The sequence below is a fragment of the Pseudomonas sp. GL-RE-29 genome, assembly GCF_019947275.1.
Taxonomy (GTDB): domain Bacteria; phylum Pseudomonadota; class Gammaproteobacteria; order Pseudomonadales; family Pseudomonadaceae; genus Aquipseudomonas; species Aquipseudomonas fluorescens_A.
In genome coordinates this window covers 43,749-60,552 of the sequence record NZ_JAGYGD010000005.1, presented here as the reverse complement: position 1 = coordinate 60,552, position 16,804 = coordinate 43,749, and the positions used below count along the sequence as shown (strand labels likewise).

17 protein-coding genes and 3 tRNA genes are annotated in these 16,804 nt (G+C 57.8%); 8 read left to right on the top strand and 12 right to left on the bottom strand.

All coding sequences use genetic code 11. The features are described 5' to 3' along the window. Window positions 1-38: 38 nt before the first annotated feature. The 6 genes from KGB21_RS06450 to KGB21_RS06425 all read right to left on the bottom strand — a co-directional run bounded on the left by KGB21_RS06450 (window position 39) and on the right by KGB21_RS06425 (window position 6,988). Window positions 39-1,616: an ABC transporter ATP-binding protein gene (locus tag KGB21_RS06450; RefSeq protein WP_223504316.1), complete on the bottom strand. Its 1,578-nt coding sequence runs from the start codon at window positions 1,614-1,616 to the stop codon at window positions 39-41. Between the two features lie 14 nt (window positions 1,617-1,630). After that, the gene (locus KGB21_RS06445) at window positions 1,631-2,653 is read right to left on the bottom strand and encodes an ABC transporter permease (RefSeq protein ID WP_223504314.1); all 1,023 of its coding nucleotides are present in this window, start codon (window positions 2,651-2,653) and stop codon (window positions 1,631-1,633) included. Next, window positions 2,653-3,714, bottom strand: a complete 1,062-nt coding sequence (locus KGB21_RS06440) for a microcin C ABC transporter permease YejB (protein WP_223504312.1) — start codon at window positions 3,712-3,714, stop codon at window positions 2,653-2,655. The genes KGB21_RS06445 and KGB21_RS06440 overlap by 1 nt, the downstream gene beginning before the upstream one ends. Next, the gene (locus tag KGB21_RS06435; RefSeq protein ID WP_223504310.1) at window positions 3,714-5,582 is read right to left on the bottom strand and encodes an extracellular solute-binding protein; all 1,869 of its coding nucleotides are present in this window, start codon (window positions 5,580-5,582) and stop codon (window positions 3,714-3,716) included. The genes KGB21_RS06440 and KGB21_RS06435 overlap by 1 nt, the downstream gene beginning before the upstream one ends. Window positions 5,583-5,717: 135 nt before the next feature. Further along, on the bottom strand, window positions 5,718-5,999 hold the full coding sequence (locus KGB21_RS06430) for a peptidylprolyl isomerase (RefSeq protein WP_034147149.1): 282 nt from the start codon (window positions 5,997-5,999) through the stop codon (window positions 5,718-5,720). 107 nt (window positions 6,000-6,106) lie between these two features. Beyond that, complete coding sequence (locus KGB21_RS06425) at window positions 6,107-6,988, bottom strand: esterase/lipase family protein (protein ID WP_223504308.1); 882 nt, start codon at window positions 6,986-6,988, stop codon at window positions 6,107-6,109. A 336-nt stretch (window positions 6,989-7,324) separates the two neighbouring features. Between KGB21_RS06425 and KGB21_RS06420 the strand changes: the two genes are divergently transcribed. Continuing rightward, entirely contained in the window at window positions 7,325-8,359 is a 1,035-nt protein-coding gene (locus KGB21_RS06420; protein WP_223504306.1) for a hypothetical protein, read from the top strand. Between the two features lie 62 nt (window positions 8,360-8,421). Here the strand turns inward: KGB21_RS06420 and KGB21_RS06415 are convergent, their stop codons facing one another. After that, on the bottom strand, window positions 8,422-9,498 hold the full coding sequence (locus KGB21_RS06415; RefSeq protein WP_223504304.1) for a 3-deoxy-7-phosphoheptulonate synthase: 1,077 nt from the start codon (window positions 9,496-9,498) through the stop codon (window positions 8,422-8,424). A gap of 337 nt (window positions 9,499-9,835) precedes the next feature. Then, a complete protein-coding gene (locus KGB21_RS29370) occupies window positions 9,836-9,964 on the bottom strand; it encodes a hypothetical protein (RefSeq protein ID WP_263386139.1) in 129 nt (42 codons plus the stop codon). Between the two features lie 173 nt (window positions 9,965-10,137). Here KGB21_RS29370 and KGB21_RS06410 point away from each other — a divergent pair, with 173 nt between their 5' ends. The 7 genes from KGB21_RS06410 to KGB21_RS06380 all read left to right on the top strand — a co-directional run bounded on the left by KGB21_RS06410 (window position 10,138) and on the right by KGB21_RS06380 (window position 14,310). Then, window positions 10,138-10,581, top strand: coding sequence for a GNAT family N-acetyltransferase (locus KGB21_RS06410; protein WP_223504302.1), 444 nt, complete (start codon window positions 10,138-10,140; stop codon window positions 10,579-10,581). Window positions 10,582-10,707: 126 nt separating this feature from the next. Beyond that, on the top strand, window positions 10,708-11,349 hold the full coding sequence (gene uvrY / locus KGB21_RS06405; RefSeq protein WP_008015884.1) for a UvrY/SirA/GacA family response regulator transcription factor: 642 nt from the start codon (window positions 10,708-10,710) through the stop codon (window positions 11,347-11,349). Between the two features lie 2 nt (window positions 11,350-11,351). Next, window positions 11,352-13,175, top strand: coding sequence for an excinuclease ABC subunit UvrC (uvrC, locus tag KGB21_RS06400; protein ID WP_034147144.1), 1,824 nt, complete (start codon window positions 11,352-11,354; stop codon window positions 13,173-13,175). Window positions 13,176-13,207: 32 nt separating this feature from the next. Then, window positions 13,208-13,768 (top strand): CDP-diacylglycerol--glycerol-3-phosphate 3-phosphatidyltransferase, encoded by a 561-nt coding sequence (pgsA, locus tag KGB21_RS06395; RefSeq protein WP_034147143.1) that lies wholly within the window; start codon window positions 13,208-13,210, stop codon window positions 13,766-13,768. A 63-nt stretch (window positions 13,769-13,831) separates the two neighbouring features. Continuing rightward, a tRNA-Gly gene (locus KGB21_RS06390) sits at window positions 13,832-13,907 on the top strand. 46 nt (window positions 13,908-13,953) lie between these two features. Continuing rightward, window positions 13,954-14,027: transfer RNA gene (locus tag KGB21_RS06385), tRNA-Cys, on the top strand. A 196-nt stretch (window positions 14,028-14,223) separates the two neighbouring features. Continuing rightward, window positions 14,224-14,310: transfer RNA gene (locus tag KGB21_RS06380), tRNA-Leu, on the top strand. Between the two features lie 82 nt (window positions 14,311-14,392). On the opposite strand, the gene KGB21_RS06375 is transcribed toward KGB21_RS06380, so the two are convergent. From KGB21_RS06375 to KGB21_RS06360, 4 genes are all read right to left on the bottom strand, one after another. Continuing rightward, window positions 14,393-15,424, bottom strand: a complete 1,032-nt coding sequence (locus KGB21_RS06375; protein WP_223504301.1) for a tyrosine-type recombinase/integrase — start codon at window positions 15,422-15,424, stop codon at window positions 14,393-14,395. Between the two features lies 1 nt (window position 15,425). Beyond that, complete coding sequence (locus KGB21_RS06370) at window positions 15,426-15,632, bottom strand: DUF4224 domain-containing protein (protein WP_223504299.1); 207 nt, start codon at window positions 15,630-15,632, stop codon at window positions 15,426-15,428. Window positions 15,633-16,054: 422 nt separating this feature from the next. Further along, on the bottom strand, window positions 16,055-16,282 hold the full coding sequence (locus KGB21_RS06365) for a hypothetical protein (protein ID WP_223504297.1): 228 nt from the start codon (window positions 16,280-16,282) through the stop codon (window positions 16,055-16,057). Further along, window positions 16,279-16,662 (bottom strand): hypothetical protein, encoded by a 384-nt coding sequence (locus KGB21_RS06360; RefSeq protein ID WP_223504295.1) that lies wholly within the window; start codon window positions 16,660-16,662, stop codon window positions 16,279-16,281. The genes KGB21_RS06365 and KGB21_RS06360 overlap by 4 nt, the downstream gene beginning before the upstream one ends. Window positions 16,663-16,804: the final 142 nt, after the last annotated feature.

Here is a 16,804-nt window from a genome sequence, read left to right as displayed (position 1 = left end):
CCTACAGGGGAATGCGGTCCTGCGATTTTTTTGGGAAATTATGCCTGCGCTACCTGCGCCGCCGCCAACAGCTCTTTGGTGTACGGATGCTGCGGCGAATCGAACACGTCGTGGCTGGCGCCGCTTTCCACCACTTTGCCGTCCTTGATCACGATCATGTCGTGAGCGAGAGCGCGCACCACCGCCAGGTCATGACTGATGAACAGATAGGTCAGGCCATGTTTTTCCTGAAGCTGGCGGAGCAGGGCGACCACTTGCTTTTGCACCGTGCGGTCCAGCGCCGAGGTCGGTTCGTCCAGCAGGATCAGCGCTGGTTTCAGCACCAGCGCCCGAGCGATGGCGATGCGCTGGCGTTGGCCGCCGGAAAACTCGTGGGGATAACGATGGCGGCTTTGCGGGTCGAGGCCGACTTCCTGCAGTGCCCGAATCACCTCGGCATTGCATTCTTCAGGGTTCAACTGACTGTGAACTTCCAGGCCTTCGCTGATGATCTGCGCCACGGACATACGCGGACTGAGGCTGCCAAACGGGTCCTGGAACACCACCTGCATTGTCTTGCGCCATGGGCGTAGTTGCTTCTGCGTCAGGCCATCCAGCGCCTGACCCTGGAAGCGAATACTGCCCTCGGAATCCAGCAGGCGCAGGATCGCCTGGCCGAGGGTGGACTTGCCGGAACCGGATTCGCCGACAATGCCCAGCGTCTTGCCGCGCTGGATATTCAGGCTGATGCCATCCACGGCGTTCAGATAAGTCTTGCGCTGGAACAGCCCGCCGCTGACCGCGAACTGCACTCGCAGATTGTCCACCTCCAGCACATTTTCGCGCTCGTCCCGGGGCAAGGCTTCGCCTTCCGGCTCGGCGTTCAGCAGTATGCAGCTGTACGGATGCTTGGGTTCGGTGAAGATGGTTTCGCACGTGGCCTGCTCGACGATTTCCCCGGCCTTCATCACGCAGACGCGCTGGGCAATGCTGCGCACCAGATTGAGGTCGTGGCTGATCAACAGCAACGACATGCCCAGCCGTCGTTGCAGCGATTTGAGCAGCAGTAGAATCTTGCGCTGCACGGTGACGTCCAGCGCGGTCGTGGGTTCGTCGGCGATCAGCAATTCGGGCTCACAGGCGAGGGCCATGGCAATCATCACCCGTTGGCGCTGGCCGCCGGACAATTGATGAGGGTAGGCCTTGAGCCGCTCCTTGGGTTTCTGAATGCCCACCAGATGCAGCAATTCCAGAATCCGCGCCTGCGCCGCTTTGCCGGCCATGCCTTTGTGCACCAACAAGGTTTCGCCAATCTGTTTTTCAATGCTGTGCAACGGATTGAGGGACGTCATTGGCTCCTGGAAAATCATCGCGATCCGGTTGCCCCGAAGCTCGCGCAGTTTTTTCGCATCGGCGCCGACCAGTTCCTGGCCGCGATAGCGGATGCTGCCGCTGGTTTCGGTCCCGCATTCGGGCAGCAGTTGCAGGATCGAGTGGGCAGTTACCGATTTGCCCGATCCCGACTCGCCGACCAGCGCCAGGCATTCGCCGGGGCGGATATCCAGGCACAGGTTGCGCACCACGATCTGGCCACTGAAGGCCACGCTGAGGTCACGGATTTCGATCAGGTTGGTCATGTCAACAGTCCGCCTTACGACCGGGGATCAAAGGCGTCGCGTAACGCTTCGCCAATGAATACCAATAAAGAAAGAATCAACGCCAGGGTAAAAAACGCCGTCAGCCCCAGCCATGGCGCCTGAAGGTTCTGCTTGCCCTGACCGATCAACTCACCGAGTGATGCACTACCGGCGGGCATGCCGAAACCGAGGAAATCCAGCGCCGTGAGCGTCGAGATCGCCCCGGTCAGAATGAACGGCAGATAGCTCAAGGTCGCGTTCATGGCGTTGGGCAGGATGTGTCGCACAATCACCTTGCGATCGCTGAGCCCCAGCGCCCGGGCGGCTTTGACGTATTCCAGATTGCGTCCGCGCAAGAACTCCGCACGCACCACGTCCACCAGCGCCAGCCATGAAAACAGCGCCATGATCCCCAGCAGCCACCAGAAATTCGGTTCGACAAACCCCGACAAAATGATCAGCAGGTACAACACCGGCAACCCGGACCAGACTTCCAGCAGTCGCTGACCAAGCAGATCGACCCAACCACCGTAATAGCCTTGCAGGGCGCCAGCAGCGATGCCGATCAGTGCGCTAACGAAGGTCAGCATCAAGGCGAACAGAATCGACACCCGTGCGCCGAAAATCACCCGCGCCATCACGTCGCGCGCCTGGTCGTCGGTGCCGAGCCAGTTCACGCTCGAAGGCGGGCTCGGTGCAGGTTTGTTCAGGTCGTAGTTCGGCGTGTCATCGCTGAAGGGGATCGGCGGGAACAGCAGCCAGCCGCCGTCCTTCTTGATCAGGTTCTGTACGTACTCACTTCGGTAGTCGGCCTGGAATGGCAGCTGCCCACCAAATTCCTGCTCGGTGTAGCGCTTGATAGCCGGAAAATACAACGAGCCCTGGTAACTGACGATCAGCGGCTTGTCGTTGGCGATCAGTTCTCCGCCCAGCGTCAGCGTGAACAAACCGATAAACAACCACAGCGACCACCAGCCACGGCGGTTTTTCTTGAAGCGTTCGAAGCGGCGACGGCCCAGCGGCGAGAGCTTGAACATCAGGCATTCCTCGCGGCGAAGTCGATACGCGGGTCGACCAGGGTGTAGCAGAGGTCGCCGACCAGTTTTATCAGCAGGCCAAACAGCGTGAAGATGAACAGCGAACCAAACACTACCGGATAGTCCCGCGAAACTGCGGCTTCGTAACTCATGCGCCCCAGGCCATCGAGGGAGAAGATCACTTCGATAAGCAATGAACCGGCAAAAAACACACTGATAAACGCCTGGGGAATTCCCGATACCACCAAGAGCATGGCGTTGCGAAATACATGGCCGTACAGCACCCGACGTTCACTCAGCCCCTTGGCGCGGGCGGTGACTACGTACTGGCGGGTGATTTCATTGAGGAACGAGTTTTTGGTCAGGATGGTCAGGGTTGCAAAACCACCGATCACCAGCGCCGTCACCGGCAGCACGAGGTGCCAGAAGTAATCGGCGATCTTGCCCACGGTGGACAGCGACTCGAAGTTATCCGAAACCAGGCCGCGTACCGGGAACCAGTTCAGCGAAGTCCCCCCGGCGAACACCACGATCAGGAACATGGCGAACAGGAACGCCGGCATGGCGTAGCCAATGATGATCGCGGTGCTGCTCCAGATATCGAAATGGCTGCCGTGATGCATGGCCTTGCGGATGCCCAACGGGATCGACACCAGATAGGTAATCAATGTTGCCCAGAGCCCGAGGGAAATGGTCACCGGCATTTTTTCCAGGATCAAGTCGGTGACCGTGGCGCCGCGAAAGAAGCTCTTGCCGAAGTCCAGGCGTGCGTAGCTGGTGAGCATCAGCCAGAGACGTTCATGGGCCGGTTTGTCGAAGCCGTATTGTTTTTCGATGTCCTTGATCAGTTGCGGATCGAGGCCGCGACTGGCCCGGGAGCTGCCATTCATGGTCTCGCCGGATCCGCCGCCGACACTGGCCCCGCCGATGCCTTGCAGATGCGCGATGGCCTGTTCCACCGGCCCGCCCGGCGCAGCCTGGACGATCACAAAGTTGACCAGAAGAATGATCACCAGCGTTGGGATGATCAGCAGCAGGCGCCGCAGAATGTAAGCCCACATCAATGCGGTCCTCCGGGTTTGCCGCGGCGAATGCGCTCGGCGGTCATTTCCTGGTTGGTCAATGGCGTGGTGCTAATTTCCCACCAGCTCTCGATGGCTTCGTCATTGCTGGCTTGCACGTTCGGGATGCCGAAGCGATTCCACCACACGGTGGAAGTACCTGGCGGGTAGTAGTTGGGAATCCAGTAGTAGTTCCATTGCAGCACCCGGTCGAGCGCATGGGCGTAGCGCAACATGTCCGCCTGAGTATTGGCGCGCACCAGTCCGGTGAGCAGGGTGTCCACCGCTGGATTCTTCAGCACCATGTAGTTGTTCGAGCCAGGATCGGTAGCCGCGGCCGAGCCGAAATAGTTGAGCAGCTCACCGCCGGGAGAGGTGGTGACCGGGTAGCCGGTGACGATCATGTCGTAATCGCGGCTCATCAAGCGATTGACGTACTGGGACGAGTCGATGCGACGGATGTTCAGGTCGATACCGATCTGTTTCAGGGTGCGCTTGTACGGCAACAGCAAGCGGTCCATGCCGTTCTGGCTGACCAGGAAGGTGAAGCTCAGCGGCTCACCATCGGCGTTCACCAGTTGATCTCCCTTCGGTTTCCAGCCGGCCTGTTCCAACAAGTCCAATGCCTGGAGCTGTTTGTCACGGATGACGCCACTGCCATCGGTTTTCGGCGGCTCGAAGACTTTAGTGAAGACTTCGTCGGGGATCTGCCCGCGCAAGGGTTCGAGAATCGCCAATTCGCCTGCATCCGGCAGTTGTCGGGCGGAGAGGTCAGTGTTGGAAAAGAAGCTCTGCTGGCGAATGTACATGTTGCGCATCATCTGCCGGTTGCTCCATTCGAAATCCCAGAGCATGGCCAGCGCCTGGCGCACCCGGCGATCCTGAAACATCGGTTTTTGCAGGTTGAACACAAAGCCTTGGCTTGGTTGCGGGGCTTCGGTTGCCAGATGCGCCTTTTGCAGGCGACCGTCACTCAGGGCCGGGCTTTCGTAGCCGATGGAGTAACCGGTGGCGGAAAATTCGCGGTTGTAGTCGTAGGCACCGCCGCGCAGGACCTGGCGGGCCACGTCGGTATCGCCGAAGTACTCGATGCTGAAATGATCGAAGTTGTAGAGGCCGCGGCTGACCGGAAGATCCTTGCCCCACCAGTCGGGGTTGCGCTCGAAGGTGATGCTGCGCCCGGAGTCGACCTTGCCTACCTTGTACGGCCCGCTGCCCAGCGGCGGCTCGTAACCGCCACCGCCGGCAAAATCACGGGTTTTCCACCAGTGTTCGGGAAACACTGGCAAGGTCGCGATGTCCAGCGGCAGGGTGCGGTTTTCGTTGTTCTTGAAATCGAAGCGCACGGTCAGCGGCGACTCCACTTCGACGCCTTTGACGTCGGCGAATTGCGTGCGATAACGCAGGCTGCCCTGGGTCATCAGCAAATCAAAGGTGTAGCGCACGTCTTCGGCGGTGATCGACTTGCCGTCGGCAAAACGTGCCTTGGGGTTCAGATAGAAGCGCAGGGACAGGCCGTCATCGGAACGCTCCATTTTCTGCGCCACCAGGCCATAGACGGTGTAAGGCTCGTCCAGCGAACGCTGGGCCAGGGGCGAGTAGAGCAGGCCGTCGATCTGCGTAACGCCTATGCCTTTGTCGATGTACGGCAGCACATGATCGAAATGACCGATTTCGATCGCCGAGCGCCGCATCGTGCCCCCCTTGGGTGCCTGCGGATTGGTGTAGGCAAAATGACTGAAACCGGCAGGGTACTTGGCCGGTTCGCCGTAGACGGTCAACGCATGTTGCGGTGCGGCATTCACACCGGCGGCGCCCAGCAGCAGGGCCACGGCAGTGAACAACAAAGTAGGGAAAGCCAGTCGCATTGTCAGCCTTAGAGCCGGGTGGTCGTTAACGACAATTTGTACGCTAGCGGCGCGTCCCTCGCCAGCCGAATTACGTATCCGAAGCACAACGGCCCACCAAAAGGCGGGCCGTTATGTAGAGCGATCAGGCGACAATCAGTCCTGACGGCTGGTCACTTCCAGCAGGTGATAACCGAACTGGGTCTTGACCGGACCCTGTACCACGTTGAGCGGTGCGCTGAAGACCACGGTGTCGAATTCCTTGACCATCTGGCCTGGACCGAACGAACCCAGATCACCGCCCTGGCGGCTGGAAGGGCACGTGGAGTTGGCTTTGGCGACTTCGGCGAAGTCTGCGCCGCCCTCGATTTGGGTCTTGAGTTCGTTGCACTTGGCTTCGCTGGCAACCAGGATGTGACGGGCAGTGGCTTTAGCCATGGGAAATACTCCTTTTCAATGTTCGTTAAAGTGCTGAGCCTACCGGATTCAGTGAGCTATTTCTTCTCAAAGTTCCGTTCCATGCGGCCTGGGCGGCAGGGGGCGGATCAAAGGCCGGCTTTTTTCAGGCGTTCTGCGTGCTGCACATAGAGGTCGATGGGGTCGAAGCTGTTTGCGAGCAGACTGGTGGTCTGGCGCAGGGTGCCCAGATGATCCAGCGGGTAGTCCGAACGAATGATTGTGCCCAAATGAGAGCTGTAGCGACCGACCATGCCATCGTTCTGCTCCGCTTCGGTGACGAAGTATTTGGAAAAGGCATGCAGCAAGCCGTGTAGCGGATCAAGCGCGTGAAGTCCTTCATCCAGAATATTCCCCGGCAAGACACCACTCCAAGAGTAGTAGCGAACGCCATTGACCAGTTCGCGGCCCTTGCCACCCCACGTTTTCGGCAGCCCTTGAGGGTATTTGTCGTTGAATGCGCCGACACCTTCTGTGGTCAGGGCATTCAGTGCCGCAATGGCGTTTTGCGGGAGGCCGGGGTTGCCACTGATTAATGAAAGGAAGTTAGCGAAAAGCGTCGCCACGGCCTCGGCGACATGCTCCGGCAATTGTCCGGGCTTCAGCGCCTTGCGCAGGAAGTCTGCCAGCTCCGATCCATGGTTCGGCCCACTGACCGATGTCACCGAAGCAACCAAGTGTGGCGCTAACGCTGCCGCATATCGTGCGGCCAGCGCGCCCTGACTGTGACCGATCAGGTTGACTTTGCTCGCACCTGTGCCTTCCAGAACTCGTTCGATCTGCGCCAGCAACTGCTCGCCCCGCGCTTCATTGCTGTGGGTTGCTGACAGGTGCGGGACGAAAACCCTCGCGCCTGCGCTTCTGAGGGCCTGTTTGACGTCATGAAAGAGTTCAACGGTGCCGATCCGGTCGAAGCCGAAGAGCCCGTGGACCAGCAGGATTGGGTGTTGAGTGCTTGCATTCCGTTGCATGGGTTTTACCTTTTTCAGGGTTCAGGGAGTTGCCTTGCGTTGCACTCTAAAACACTCGGACGATGGCGCGATGTATGAAAAAGCCGCGGTAAACAGGCGAAAACGGAATAGAACAGCGGTGAAAAATCAGATGTGCATGAGGTCCCGGTCGGAATGTTGCGCCATCCTTTCAGCGGGTCGCGGGCGTTTTCAGTCATTGGCCTACCCGGCGCAGGTCATTTGTCCGTGCTTTGCGAAGGGATCTCCCGACATCGGAATTCAGGCCTGTGCGGTTCAATAGGGTTCGTTTGATGCCAGCCAGCAGGCGGCATTTATTCCAAGGACTGGAGCCTATAAATGAACAGGTATGAAACCGAACACGAGCTACCGAAGCCGGTGGTGGATCAGGCTGAAAACGCCATGCTGGACCCCTCTGATAGAAAGGCAGTGATCAAGGTAGAACCTTATGCGGGCATGACCTGTGGCGACAAATTGCGGTTGTCCTGGGTTGGCCTGGATGTCGAAGGCCTGGTCTACCGACACGAAGCGACACGTTTCATCAGCGAAGCACAGGTGGGCATGGCGATGGTTTTTACCGTGTCGGCGGTACACATTGCGGCGCTTGATGGCGGCTCGCTTGAGATCTATTACACATTGGTCAGTGCAGGCCGGCCTGAGCCGGTGCATTCGCCGCGCTTGCAGTTGAGTGTTGGCGATATCAAGCAAGACCTGCTGCCAGTGATTGCGAACGATGCCGTAGGCGGCACGCTCGACCCGGAGCGGGTATCAGAGGGAACGCTGGTTTCAATCAGACCCTATTCGCGAATGGTTGCGGGGGACCGTGTTCTGCTGGCCTGGGCAGGCTCGACGCCTGAAGCGAGCTTCAATGACACGCTAAAGATTGAGCCCTTTGCGGTGGGTAGTGAGCTGTCATTCTGGGTGCCACCGGACTGCATCGCTCCCAACCTCGGCGCGACTGTGGCGCTTAGCTATTGCGTCTATCACGAAGGGCAATCTCCACGGTATTCGGAGCCGACACAGCTGGTCATCGGGACGTTGACACGAGAACCGCTTATACCGCCTATCGTGCTGGAGGCCGACGAAGGTTGGCTGGACCTGCAAGACGCGATGGATGGCGTCACGGTGGTGATCGAAGATGCGCAGACAGAGGAGGGCGAACTGGTCTACCTGAAATGCGATGGCGAGTATTTCAGTCATCGCGATGATCGGGACATCTCCAGGGACATGGCCGGTCAGCCGCTGGTCTTTATCGTGCCCTACCGATTCTGGAGGGAGCACCGGGATTTGCCGGTGCGTGTCTCTTATTCCGTTGAGCGACTGGATGATGTCAGTCAGCTATCCGATGTGACGGTGGTGCAGGTGCGTTCTTAACATGGCTGACTGCCAAGCCGTTCCCGAATGAGGACGGCTTGGCGGGTGAAGGTCATCCGAAGTCAATTGCCGCCTTGCGCACGCAGACGTTCCGCTGCCTGACGCAGCAGATGTTCCGTCCCACTCCAGCCCAGGCAACCATCGGTGATCGACACGCCGTATTTCAGAGATTGACTCAACGGTTGGCAACCTTCGAACAAATGACTTTCGATCATCATGCCGATGAGCGAGCGGTCACCTTGCAGGCGTTGTTCAAGGACGTCATTGAACACCGCTGGTTGGCGCAACGGATCTTTACCGCTGTTGGCGTGGCTGCAGTCGACCATGATTCGTGCCGGGATCTTCAGTCTGGTCAGGTCGCCATGCACCTTGGCAACGCTCGTGCGGTCGTAGTTCGGTCCGTTGTGCCCACCGCGCAGCACCAGGTGGGTGTCCGCATTGCCCTGAGTTTGAATAATGGCGGGATGCCCCTGGCTGTCGACACCGAAATGGCGATGTGGATGGGCGGCAGAGCGCATGGCGTCACAAGCAACAGCGACACCACCATCGGTGCCGTTCTTGAAGCCGACCGGCATGCTCAGGCCGCTGGCCATCTCGCGATGGATCTGTGATTCGGTGGTGCGAGCACCGATGGCCACCCAGCTCAACAGATCGTCGAAGTAGCCGGCAGCCATGGGCTGTAGCAGTTCGGTCGCAACCGGCAAGCCCAGCATTAGCATTTGGCGCATCAACTCGCGGGACAGGGTCAGGCCGCCGGCCATGTCGTCGCTTCCGTCCAGGTGCGGATCGTAGGCGAGGCCTTTCCAGCCGACAGTGGTGCGGGGTTTTTCGACGTAGGCGCGCATCACCAGCAGCATTTCGTCGCTGACCTCGGCGGCGAGGCGAGCCAGGTTGTGGGCGTATTCGAGCGCTGACTTGGGGTCGTGAATCGAGCAGGGGCCGACGATGACGAGCAGGCGGGAGTCTTCACCGTTGAGGATCGCGCGGACCGCCTCGCGGTGCGCAGCGACCTGTTGGGTCAGGGCGGTGCTGAGTGGCAATTGTTGTTTGAGTTGCAATGAGCTCGGCAGGCGCAGGGTCAGCGCTTCATTGGCAGGGCTCAGGGTGGATAGTGGCAAAGCAGAGACGGACGAGTTCATGTTCAGGCTTCCTGGGCTGGCGGCGGGTTCGGTCCCGCTCGCTCGGCCCTACTGGGGTGTTCGACAATTGGCCGGATTGGCTACGAGTGTGCGCTTGCCACCTGTGGGTGACCGATCGGAGGCGGCAGGCTGTCCCGAGCGGAGGGTGGTAAATCGCCAGGCGAAAAAACTGTCGTAACGGTAATAAGTGGCGTAGTTCATTTTCTAAATCCTCAAGTTGTCTGGTGTGTCGCTAAAAAATCTGGGGGCCGAAAAAACAAAACCCCCGGTCGGGAGGCCGACCGGGGGTTGAAAATTCTCTGGTGGCGACCCGTTTGATATGGGCGCCGTGTGGGTATCAGGCGCGCCAGTGGCTAAACCAATACCCAAAATAAAAGCTGACCGAAGCACAAACGTCGTTCACCCGGGCGGCCGCAACCGAGCGCAGGGCGCTGGTGGTATGAAGCTGTGAGAGGGCGTTGAACATGGTTTGACTCCGATGGATGCGCCGAGCTTACTCGAGGCTGGTGCGAGGATTCAATCAGAAATTGCTATTGATGTTTAGCGACGTTTTCTATCGCTTGGATGCTGCGAAGGGTGTGACACTCTCCCTTTCTTACGGATACACAGAGGGACTAATCATGCGCTCGTGGAGGCTTGATGGTATTTGAGTGGCGCCACGGGTCTGATCGCGACCTCGATTTTGCCCGCGATCTGAGCCGCAGCAACATGCTGCGTTACTACATTCAGCACAGCCTGCTGTGGCAAGACGAGGCCTTCGACGTCGCTTGGGCAGGACGTGAACACCGGATCATCACGCACACTGATAATCGCGTGGGTTACGTCAGCCTGAGCCGAGACGCCAGGGCTCTTTATATCCGCGAACTGCACATTGCCGAAGCTTTCCGCGGGCAGGGTGCCGGTTCCTGGGTGATCGACCAGGTAATGGCCATCGCGCGAAAGGAGCGACGCCCGGCATTGCGGCTGACGGTTTTCGAAAACAACCCGGCGCGATCGTTGTATGAAAGAAAGGGACTACAGGTGGTGGGGATGGACGAGTGTTTCCTGAGAATGCAGCTGGATGTCAATGGCTCGCATCGCTGAAACACGCTAGGCACAAGCCTTTCAAGATGAATTGAAACTTTTTATATGACGCTTTCCGCTAGGTCTGCCAGTTGCTTTTTGCTAAGGTGTCGGCAACCCAATAAGACCATATCGCGAGGTGTCTGCTTGATTAGGGTGCTAGTAGTCGATGACCATGATCTCGTTCGTACAGGCATTACACGAATGCTGGCTGACATCGATGGCCTGCAAGTAGTCGGCCAGGCTGAATCAGGTGAAGAATCCCTGTTGAAGGCGCGTGAGCTGAAACCCGATGTGGTTTTGATGGACGTCAAGATGCCGGGGATCGGCGGCCTTGAGGCCACTCGAAAATTGCTGCGCAGCCATCCGGACATCAAAGTCGTCGCAGTGACTGTATGCGAGGAAGATCCGTTTCCTACAAGGCTGCTGCAAGCCGGCGCCGCAGGTTACTTGACCAAAGGCGCGGGTCTGCCGGAAATGGTCCAGGCCATCCGATTGGTGTTCGCCGGTCAACGCTACATCAGTCCGCAAATTGCCCAGCAACTGGCGATCAAATCTTTCCAGCCGACCAACGATTCGCCTTTCGACGCCCTGTCGGAGCGGGAAATCCAGATCGCGTTGATGATCGTGGGTTGCCAAAAGGTCCAGATCATTTCCGACAAGTTGTGCCTGTCGCCGAAAACCGTGAACACCTACCGTTACCGCATTTTCGAGAAGCTCTCGATCAGCAGTGATGTCGAGTTGACGCTGTTGGCGGTCCGTCACGGCATGGTCGACGCCAGCCTCTGAAAATGACCGAGACCTTTGATCCAAGCGCTTTTCTGTCAACCGTCAGTGGGCGCCCCGGTGTGTATCGCATGTTCGACAGCGACGCGCGCCTGCTCTATGTCGGCAAGGCCAAGAACCTCAAGAATCGCCTGTCGAGTTACTTTCGCAAAACCGGTCTGGCACCCAAGACCGCTGCACTGGTCGCACGTATCGCACAGGTCGAAACGACCATCACGGCCAATGAAACCGAGGCATTACTGCTTGAACAGACACTGATCAAGGAGTGGCGCCCGCCGTACAACATCCTGCTGCGTGACGATAAATCCTACCCTTATGTTTATCTCTCGGACGGCGATTTCCCACGCCTGAGCATCCATCGAGGTGCCAAGAAGGCCAAGGGCAAGTATTTCGGTCCTTATCCCAGTGCCGGCGCGATTCGCGAAAGCCTGAGCCTGCTGCAAAAAACGTTTTTCGTTCGGCAGTGTGAAGACAGTTATTACAAGAACCGTACTCGCCCTTGTCTGCAATACCAGATCAAACGCTGCAAGGCACCTTGCGTCGGTCTGGTGGATCCCGAGGTGTACGCCGAAGACGTGCGGCACTCGGTGATGTTCCTTGAGGGGCGCAGTAATGCGCTTACGGATGAGTTGTCCGCCGGGATGGAAGAGGCGGCGATCAACCTCGAGTTCGAGCGTGCCGCCGAATTGCGCGACCAGATCTCGCTGCTTCGTCGTGTTCAGGATCAGCAGAGCATGGAAGGCGGGACGGGTGATGTCGACGTGATTGCGGCATTCGTCAATCCGGGTGGCGCTTGCGTACATTTGATCAGCGTGCGCGGTGGGCGAGTCCTCGGAAGCAAGAACTTCTTTCCGCAGGTCGGTATTGAAGAGGACGTTTCCGAAGTCATGGCCGCGTTTCTCGGCCAATACTTCATCAGCAGTCCCGAACGCGACTTGCCAAGCGAACTGATCGTCAACGTGGTCCACGAAGACTTTCCGACATTGATCGCGGCCATTGACGAGTTGCGCGGTCGCGAGCTGACCATCAGTCACCGGGTTCGTGGTACACGAGCGCGCTGGCAGCAATTGGCAGTGACCAATGCCGAGCAGGCACTGGGCGCGCGCCTGGCCAACCGACAACACGTGGCCGCACGTTTCGAAGCGCTGGCAGAAGTGTTGAAACTGGACGAGCCACCACAACGCCTCGAATGCTACGACATCAGTCACTCCAGTGGCGAAGCGACCGTTGCCTCGTGTGTGGTCTTCGGTCCCGAAGGTCCGATCAAGTCCGACTACCGTCGCTATAACATCGAAGGCGTAACGGCGGGCGACGACTACGCGGCGATGCATCAAGCGCTGACCCGGCGCTTCAGCAAGCTGAAGGACGGGGAGGGCAAACTCCCGGACATTTTGTTGGTGGACGGTGGCAAGGGGCAGTTGTCCATGGCTCGCGACGTGCTCAATGAGCTGGCGGTGCCGGACCTGATCCTGCTCGGCGTAGCCAAAGGCGCAACACGCAAGGCCGGTTTCGAAACCTTGTACCTCAATGACGCCGCCCACGAATTCACGTTGCGCGGAGATTCCCCCGCGCTGCATTTGATCCAGCAGATTCGCGACGAAGCCCACCGTTTCGCCATTACCGGGCACCGCGCCCGCCGTGGCAAAACCCGTCGTACGTCTACACTTGAGGGCGTCGCCGGCGTCGGGCCGACCCGTCGCCGCGATTTGTTGAAACATTTTGGTGGATTGCAGGAGCTGTCTCGTGCCAGCATCGAAGAGATCGCCAAAGCACCCGGGATCAGTAAAAAGCTCGCAGAGTTGATTTATGCAAATCTGCACAGCGAGTAGAATGCCACCTCACCTCGTAGCCAGTTGTGCCGATGAATATCCCTAATCTGATTACCGTTCTACGCGTCCTGCTCATACCGATCTTTATTTTGCTGTTCTACCTGCCTTACCAATGGAGCTACCTGGCTTCCGCCTCGGTGTTCGCATTTGCCGCCGCCACTGACTGGCTGGACGGGTATCTTGCCCGCCGTCTGGAACAAAGCACGCCGTTCGGGGCTTTTCTCGATCCTGTTGCCGACAAGCTGATGGTTGCCGTTGCACTGGTATTGCTGGTGCAGGAACACGGTAACCTGTGGCTCACGCTGCCGGCTGCAGTCATCATTGGTCGCGAGATCGTGGTGTCCGCTCTGCGGGAGTGGATGGCCGAGCTCGGCGCTCGCGCACACGTTGCCGTATCGAACCTGGGCAAATGGAAAACCGCTGCGCAAATGCTCGCACTGGTCATCCTGTTGGCCAATCCCAAGGACTTCAGCTTCTGGGTTCTGATGGGTTACGTACTGTTGATGGTGTCTGCTGGCCTGACTTTGTGGTCCATGGTCCAGTACTTGCGGGCTGCCTGGCCGCATCTGAAGACCGACGTTGAAAAGAAATAAAACTTTTTTGAATCAAAGGGTTGACGGGGCTTCTGGATTCTATAGAATGCGCCACACCAAGACGCGGGAATAGCTCAGTTGGTAGAGCACGACCTTGCCAAGGTCGGGGTCGCGAGTTCGAGTCTCGTTTCCCGCTCCAAGTTTGTACACGTTTGTTGTTGAGCTACTGGCAACAAATGTTTTGAGGCCGAGTAGCAAAATGGTTATGCAGCGGATTGCAAATCCGCCTACGCCGGTTCGATTCCGACCTCGGCCTCCACTAATAAACAAGCTCCGTAGATCAATGATTTACGGAGCTTTTTTATTTGCACAGTCCTGCAAGATTTAGTCTTGAAAAGGACAGATGCGAACTTGCTTCACCGGGACGGGATGTATATATTTCCCCCTCTGCTGCACAAGCGTCAGGACTGCCAGATCGTTATTGGCCAAGACTCAGACTGCTTTATCGCGCTACCGCCCGAATGGCGAAACTGGTAGACGCATGGGACTTAAAATCCCCCGCTCGTAAGGGCGTGCCGGTTCGATTCCGGCTTCGGGCACCATCTTAAATCAAGGGTTTGCGGGCGAAAGCTGATGCAAACCCTTGTTTGTTGCTGGTCCGCTATTTTGATGTTGGTCCGCAATTCACTTGGTGGGAGTGACTTTCTTGCCCATGCGATTCCGGATGTACTGCTCAGTCATCACCACGGTCGTATGCCCAAGTTGATCTCTCGCCTGCATGATGTCACCGCTGGACTCGGCTTTGTCCGTACCTGCCTTTGCGCGTAAATCCCGCATCTGAAATTCAGATTTCTTCACCCCGGCCGCCTCCCTGGCCAAGTCAAACCTTCTTCGCAACATTGCCACCGTCATTGGTGTGCCGTCCTCTGTAACGATCAGCCGCGTCGAGCGGACTTTGTGTTCTGACTTTCGGGACATGATTCGATCAATCAAAAACTTCAGCTCGCCTGTTACCTCAATCCGACGCTTTGCCTTTGTTTTGCCCTGCAGTACCCAAATTTGCCCGTCGCGCACGTCTCGCTCATCCATCAATCTGGTGTCGGTCACCCGCTGGCCGGTGAGATAGGCAAGGTCCATCGCATCCTGCAGGCCAACGTCGGCCTTATCGTGCACGCGTTTGAACAGCGCATCCTCTACGTACGTGTCCCGCCCAGTTTCTTTGTTGCCCTTGATGCCCGCGCAGGGGTTGGCGAGCGACGTGTAGCCTTTGTCTCTGGCGTAGTTCCAGATCGCGCTCAGCAGGGCTTTTTCACGATTCGCCCTGACTGGTGCCGCCTTACGCCAGGTGAGGTACTGGCGAACGTGCAACGGCTCAATCGTTTCCAGAGGCGCGGGCGGATCATCGAAGAACGCGATCAGGTTTTTCACTTCGCGTTTGTTGTCGAACTGCGTGGCCTTACCTTTTGTAGGAACAATGTCGACCATATATTTTTCAGCGACATAGCGGAAAGTTATTACTTTGGCTACAAGATCGGTCGCTGTGCGGTCACGCTCCAGCTTCGCGTACTCCATGATCGCCAGCCCGTAATCGCTCCCCAGCGGAATTTCTTTGCGGTTCTTTCCGCCAGTGTCGTAATAGTAGAAAACCCGGCCGCTTGCTTTCTTGCGCTCCCGCAGCCGGGCGATGGAGCCTGGTTTACTTGGTCGTCGTCCCATGTCAGCTGGCCTTACGTGATTTCCATACGGGTTTTTCCGCTTCAAACGTTCCGACCGCGGTCACCGCCATGGCGGTAACACTTGGCCAGCCGTTCACTTTAATCGTGTGGCGGACGCCATTCTTCTTGAGGTTGAGGATCTGCCCTGCCTTGGTCCGCGCGCCGGTGAGCTCGCAAACCTCCTCGTGGGATAGGAACTGGATGGTCATGAGCTGCTCCACGCCGCGCGCGGCGGCCGAAGGTGAGTACGGTTAAAGGGTGACGAATTGGCTATTGGGGTCGAATTGCTTCCCATCAGGGTCAGGCACCAATCTCGGTACATGCTGCTGGATGAATTCATCGAAACATTTTGGGCAGTAACCGCCTTTTGCGGTCTCACGCAGGGCGTGCCCGGTGTAGTCGCATTGAGGGCACTTGACGGCGGTCGGAGTAATAAAAGCCATAGGGATTCCTCGCCCGCCGTTCACCGGCAGGCTGGTAGGTGGAATGTGTAACTTTGGTGAGCTATGTTTGAAGCTTGCGTCTCATCAGCTGCCGAACTCCTGTCCGGTTCATTCGGTGGCTGGTGAGGCGGTTTGAATTCACCGCGGCCCCTTGTAGCAGTACACGTAGGCGAACCAGGTGAGGGCGATCATGGCTTCACCTCAACACCTGCGTCACGGTCCCGAACTGAATACAGCTTGTAGCCGTCCGGCGTGTTCTCTGGCGCATTTGCCGCTACAAGTACTACGTTGACGTCATCGGTCCCGACATCTTTCGAATCGATCGTAAAACGGCGTTTACCCCACTTAGGGTCTGGCCTGAGGCCGTCAGAAAGCTGGTAGCCAATCTTCCGATACTCCATGATGAATACCGTCATGACATCACCAGATCCACCAGATCCTCGGCGTCGATCTTGTATTCGACGACGTTGCGCACGCGGTAGAAGGTGGCAGTGCAATGCTTACTGACCCATGCACTCAGAAGCGCATCAAGCTCTTGTCGGGCTTCGGCTGAAACATCTGGCCAGTCTTCTGAGGCCTCACCGACATCGTCATAGGCGCGCTCGCTAAGCATTTCGATGATGTCGCCGGCGTCGACGTATCCGGTGATGTTCACCGGGAATTTCTCTCCCTTCCAAACGGTGTCGCCAACGGCCAACTCGTCGTTCTCGTTGAGCAGTTCGATCAAACTGTCGCAGTTGAACATCTCGTCATTGGCTGACCAGGTTTCGTCGTGGACTTTGTTTTTTTCAGGCATGACTTCGTCCTTGCCGCTATAGCGGCTGACTTTGAGTTAACAAAAATTGAAGGAAAGCGCCGAAAATTAAGATTTTCTCGGCGGAGTTAAGATTTTCTAGGCGTGGAGTACAAATGTGCTCCTGTCGGGATGCGGCTGACTT

What these genes read in the sequence shown, in the direction of transcription:
- KGB21_RS06375 (WP_223504301.1), bottom strand. Translation starts at nt 15,424, where the DNA reads ATGGGACGACGACCAAGTAAACCAGGCTCCATCGCCCGGCTGCGGGAG.
- KGB21_RS06360 (WP_223504295.1), bottom strand. Translation starts at nt 16,662, where the DNA reads ATGCCTGAAAAAAACAAAGTCCACGACGAAACCTGGTCAGCCAATGAC.
- KGB21_RS06445 (WP_223504314.1), bottom strand. Translation starts at nt 2,653, where the DNA reads ATGTTCAAGCTCTCGCCGCTGGGCCGTCGCCGCTTCGAACGCTTCAAG.
- KGB21_RS29370 (WP_263386139.1), bottom strand. Translation starts at nt 9,964, where the DNA reads ATGTTCAACGCCCTCTCACAGCTTCATACCACCAGCGCCCTGCGCTCG.
- KGB21_RS06430 (WP_034147149.1), bottom strand. Translation starts at nt 5,999, where the DNA reads ATGGCTAAAGCCACTGCCCGTCACATCCTGGTTGCCAGCGAAGCCAAG.
- KGB21_RS06415 (WP_223504304.1), bottom strand. Translation starts at nt 9,498, where the DNA reads ATGAACTCGTCCGTCTCTGCTTTGCCACTATCCACCCTGAGCCCTGCC.
- KGB21_RS06425 (WP_223504308.1), bottom strand. Translation starts at nt 6,988, where the DNA reads ATGCAACGGAATGCAAGCACTCAACACCCAATCCTGCTGGTCCACGGG.
- KGB21_RS06440 (WP_223504312.1), bottom strand. Translation starts at nt 3,714, where the DNA reads ATGTGGGCTTACATTCTGCGGCGCCTGCTGCTGATCATCCCAACGCTG.
- KGB21_RS06450 (WP_223504316.1), bottom strand. Translation starts at nt 1,616, where the DNA reads ATGACCAACCTGATCGAAATCCGTGACCTCAGCGTGGCCTTCAGTGGC.
- KGB21_RS06365 (WP_223504297.1), bottom strand. Translation starts at nt 16,282, where the DNA reads ATGACGGTATTCATCATGGAGTATCGGAAGATTGGCTACCAGCTTTCT.
- KGB21_RS06420 (WP_223504306.1), top strand. Translation starts at nt 7,325, where the DNA reads ATGAACAGGTATGAAACCGAACACGAGCTACCGAAGCCGGTGGTGGAT.
- KGB21_RS06435 (WP_223504310.1), bottom strand. Translation starts at nt 5,582, where the DNA reads ATGCGACTGGCTTTCCCTACTTTGTTGTTCACTGCCGTGGCCCTGCTG.
- pgsA (WP_034147143.1), top strand. Translation starts at nt 13,208, where the DNA reads ATGAATATCCCTAATCTGATTACCGTTCTACGCGTCCTGCTCATACCG.
- KGB21_RS06410 (WP_223504302.1), top strand. Translation starts at nt 10,138, where the DNA reads ATGGTATTTGAGTGGCGCCACGGGTCTGATCGCGACCTCGATTTTGCC.
- uvrC (WP_034147144.1), top strand. Translation starts at nt 11,352, where the DNA reads ATGACCGAGACCTTTGATCCAAGCGCTTTTCTGTCAACCGTCAGTGGG.
- KGB21_RS06370 (WP_223504299.1), bottom strand. Translation starts at nt 15,632, where the DNA reads ATGACCATCCAGTTCCTATCCCACGAGGAGGTTTGCGAGCTCACCGGC.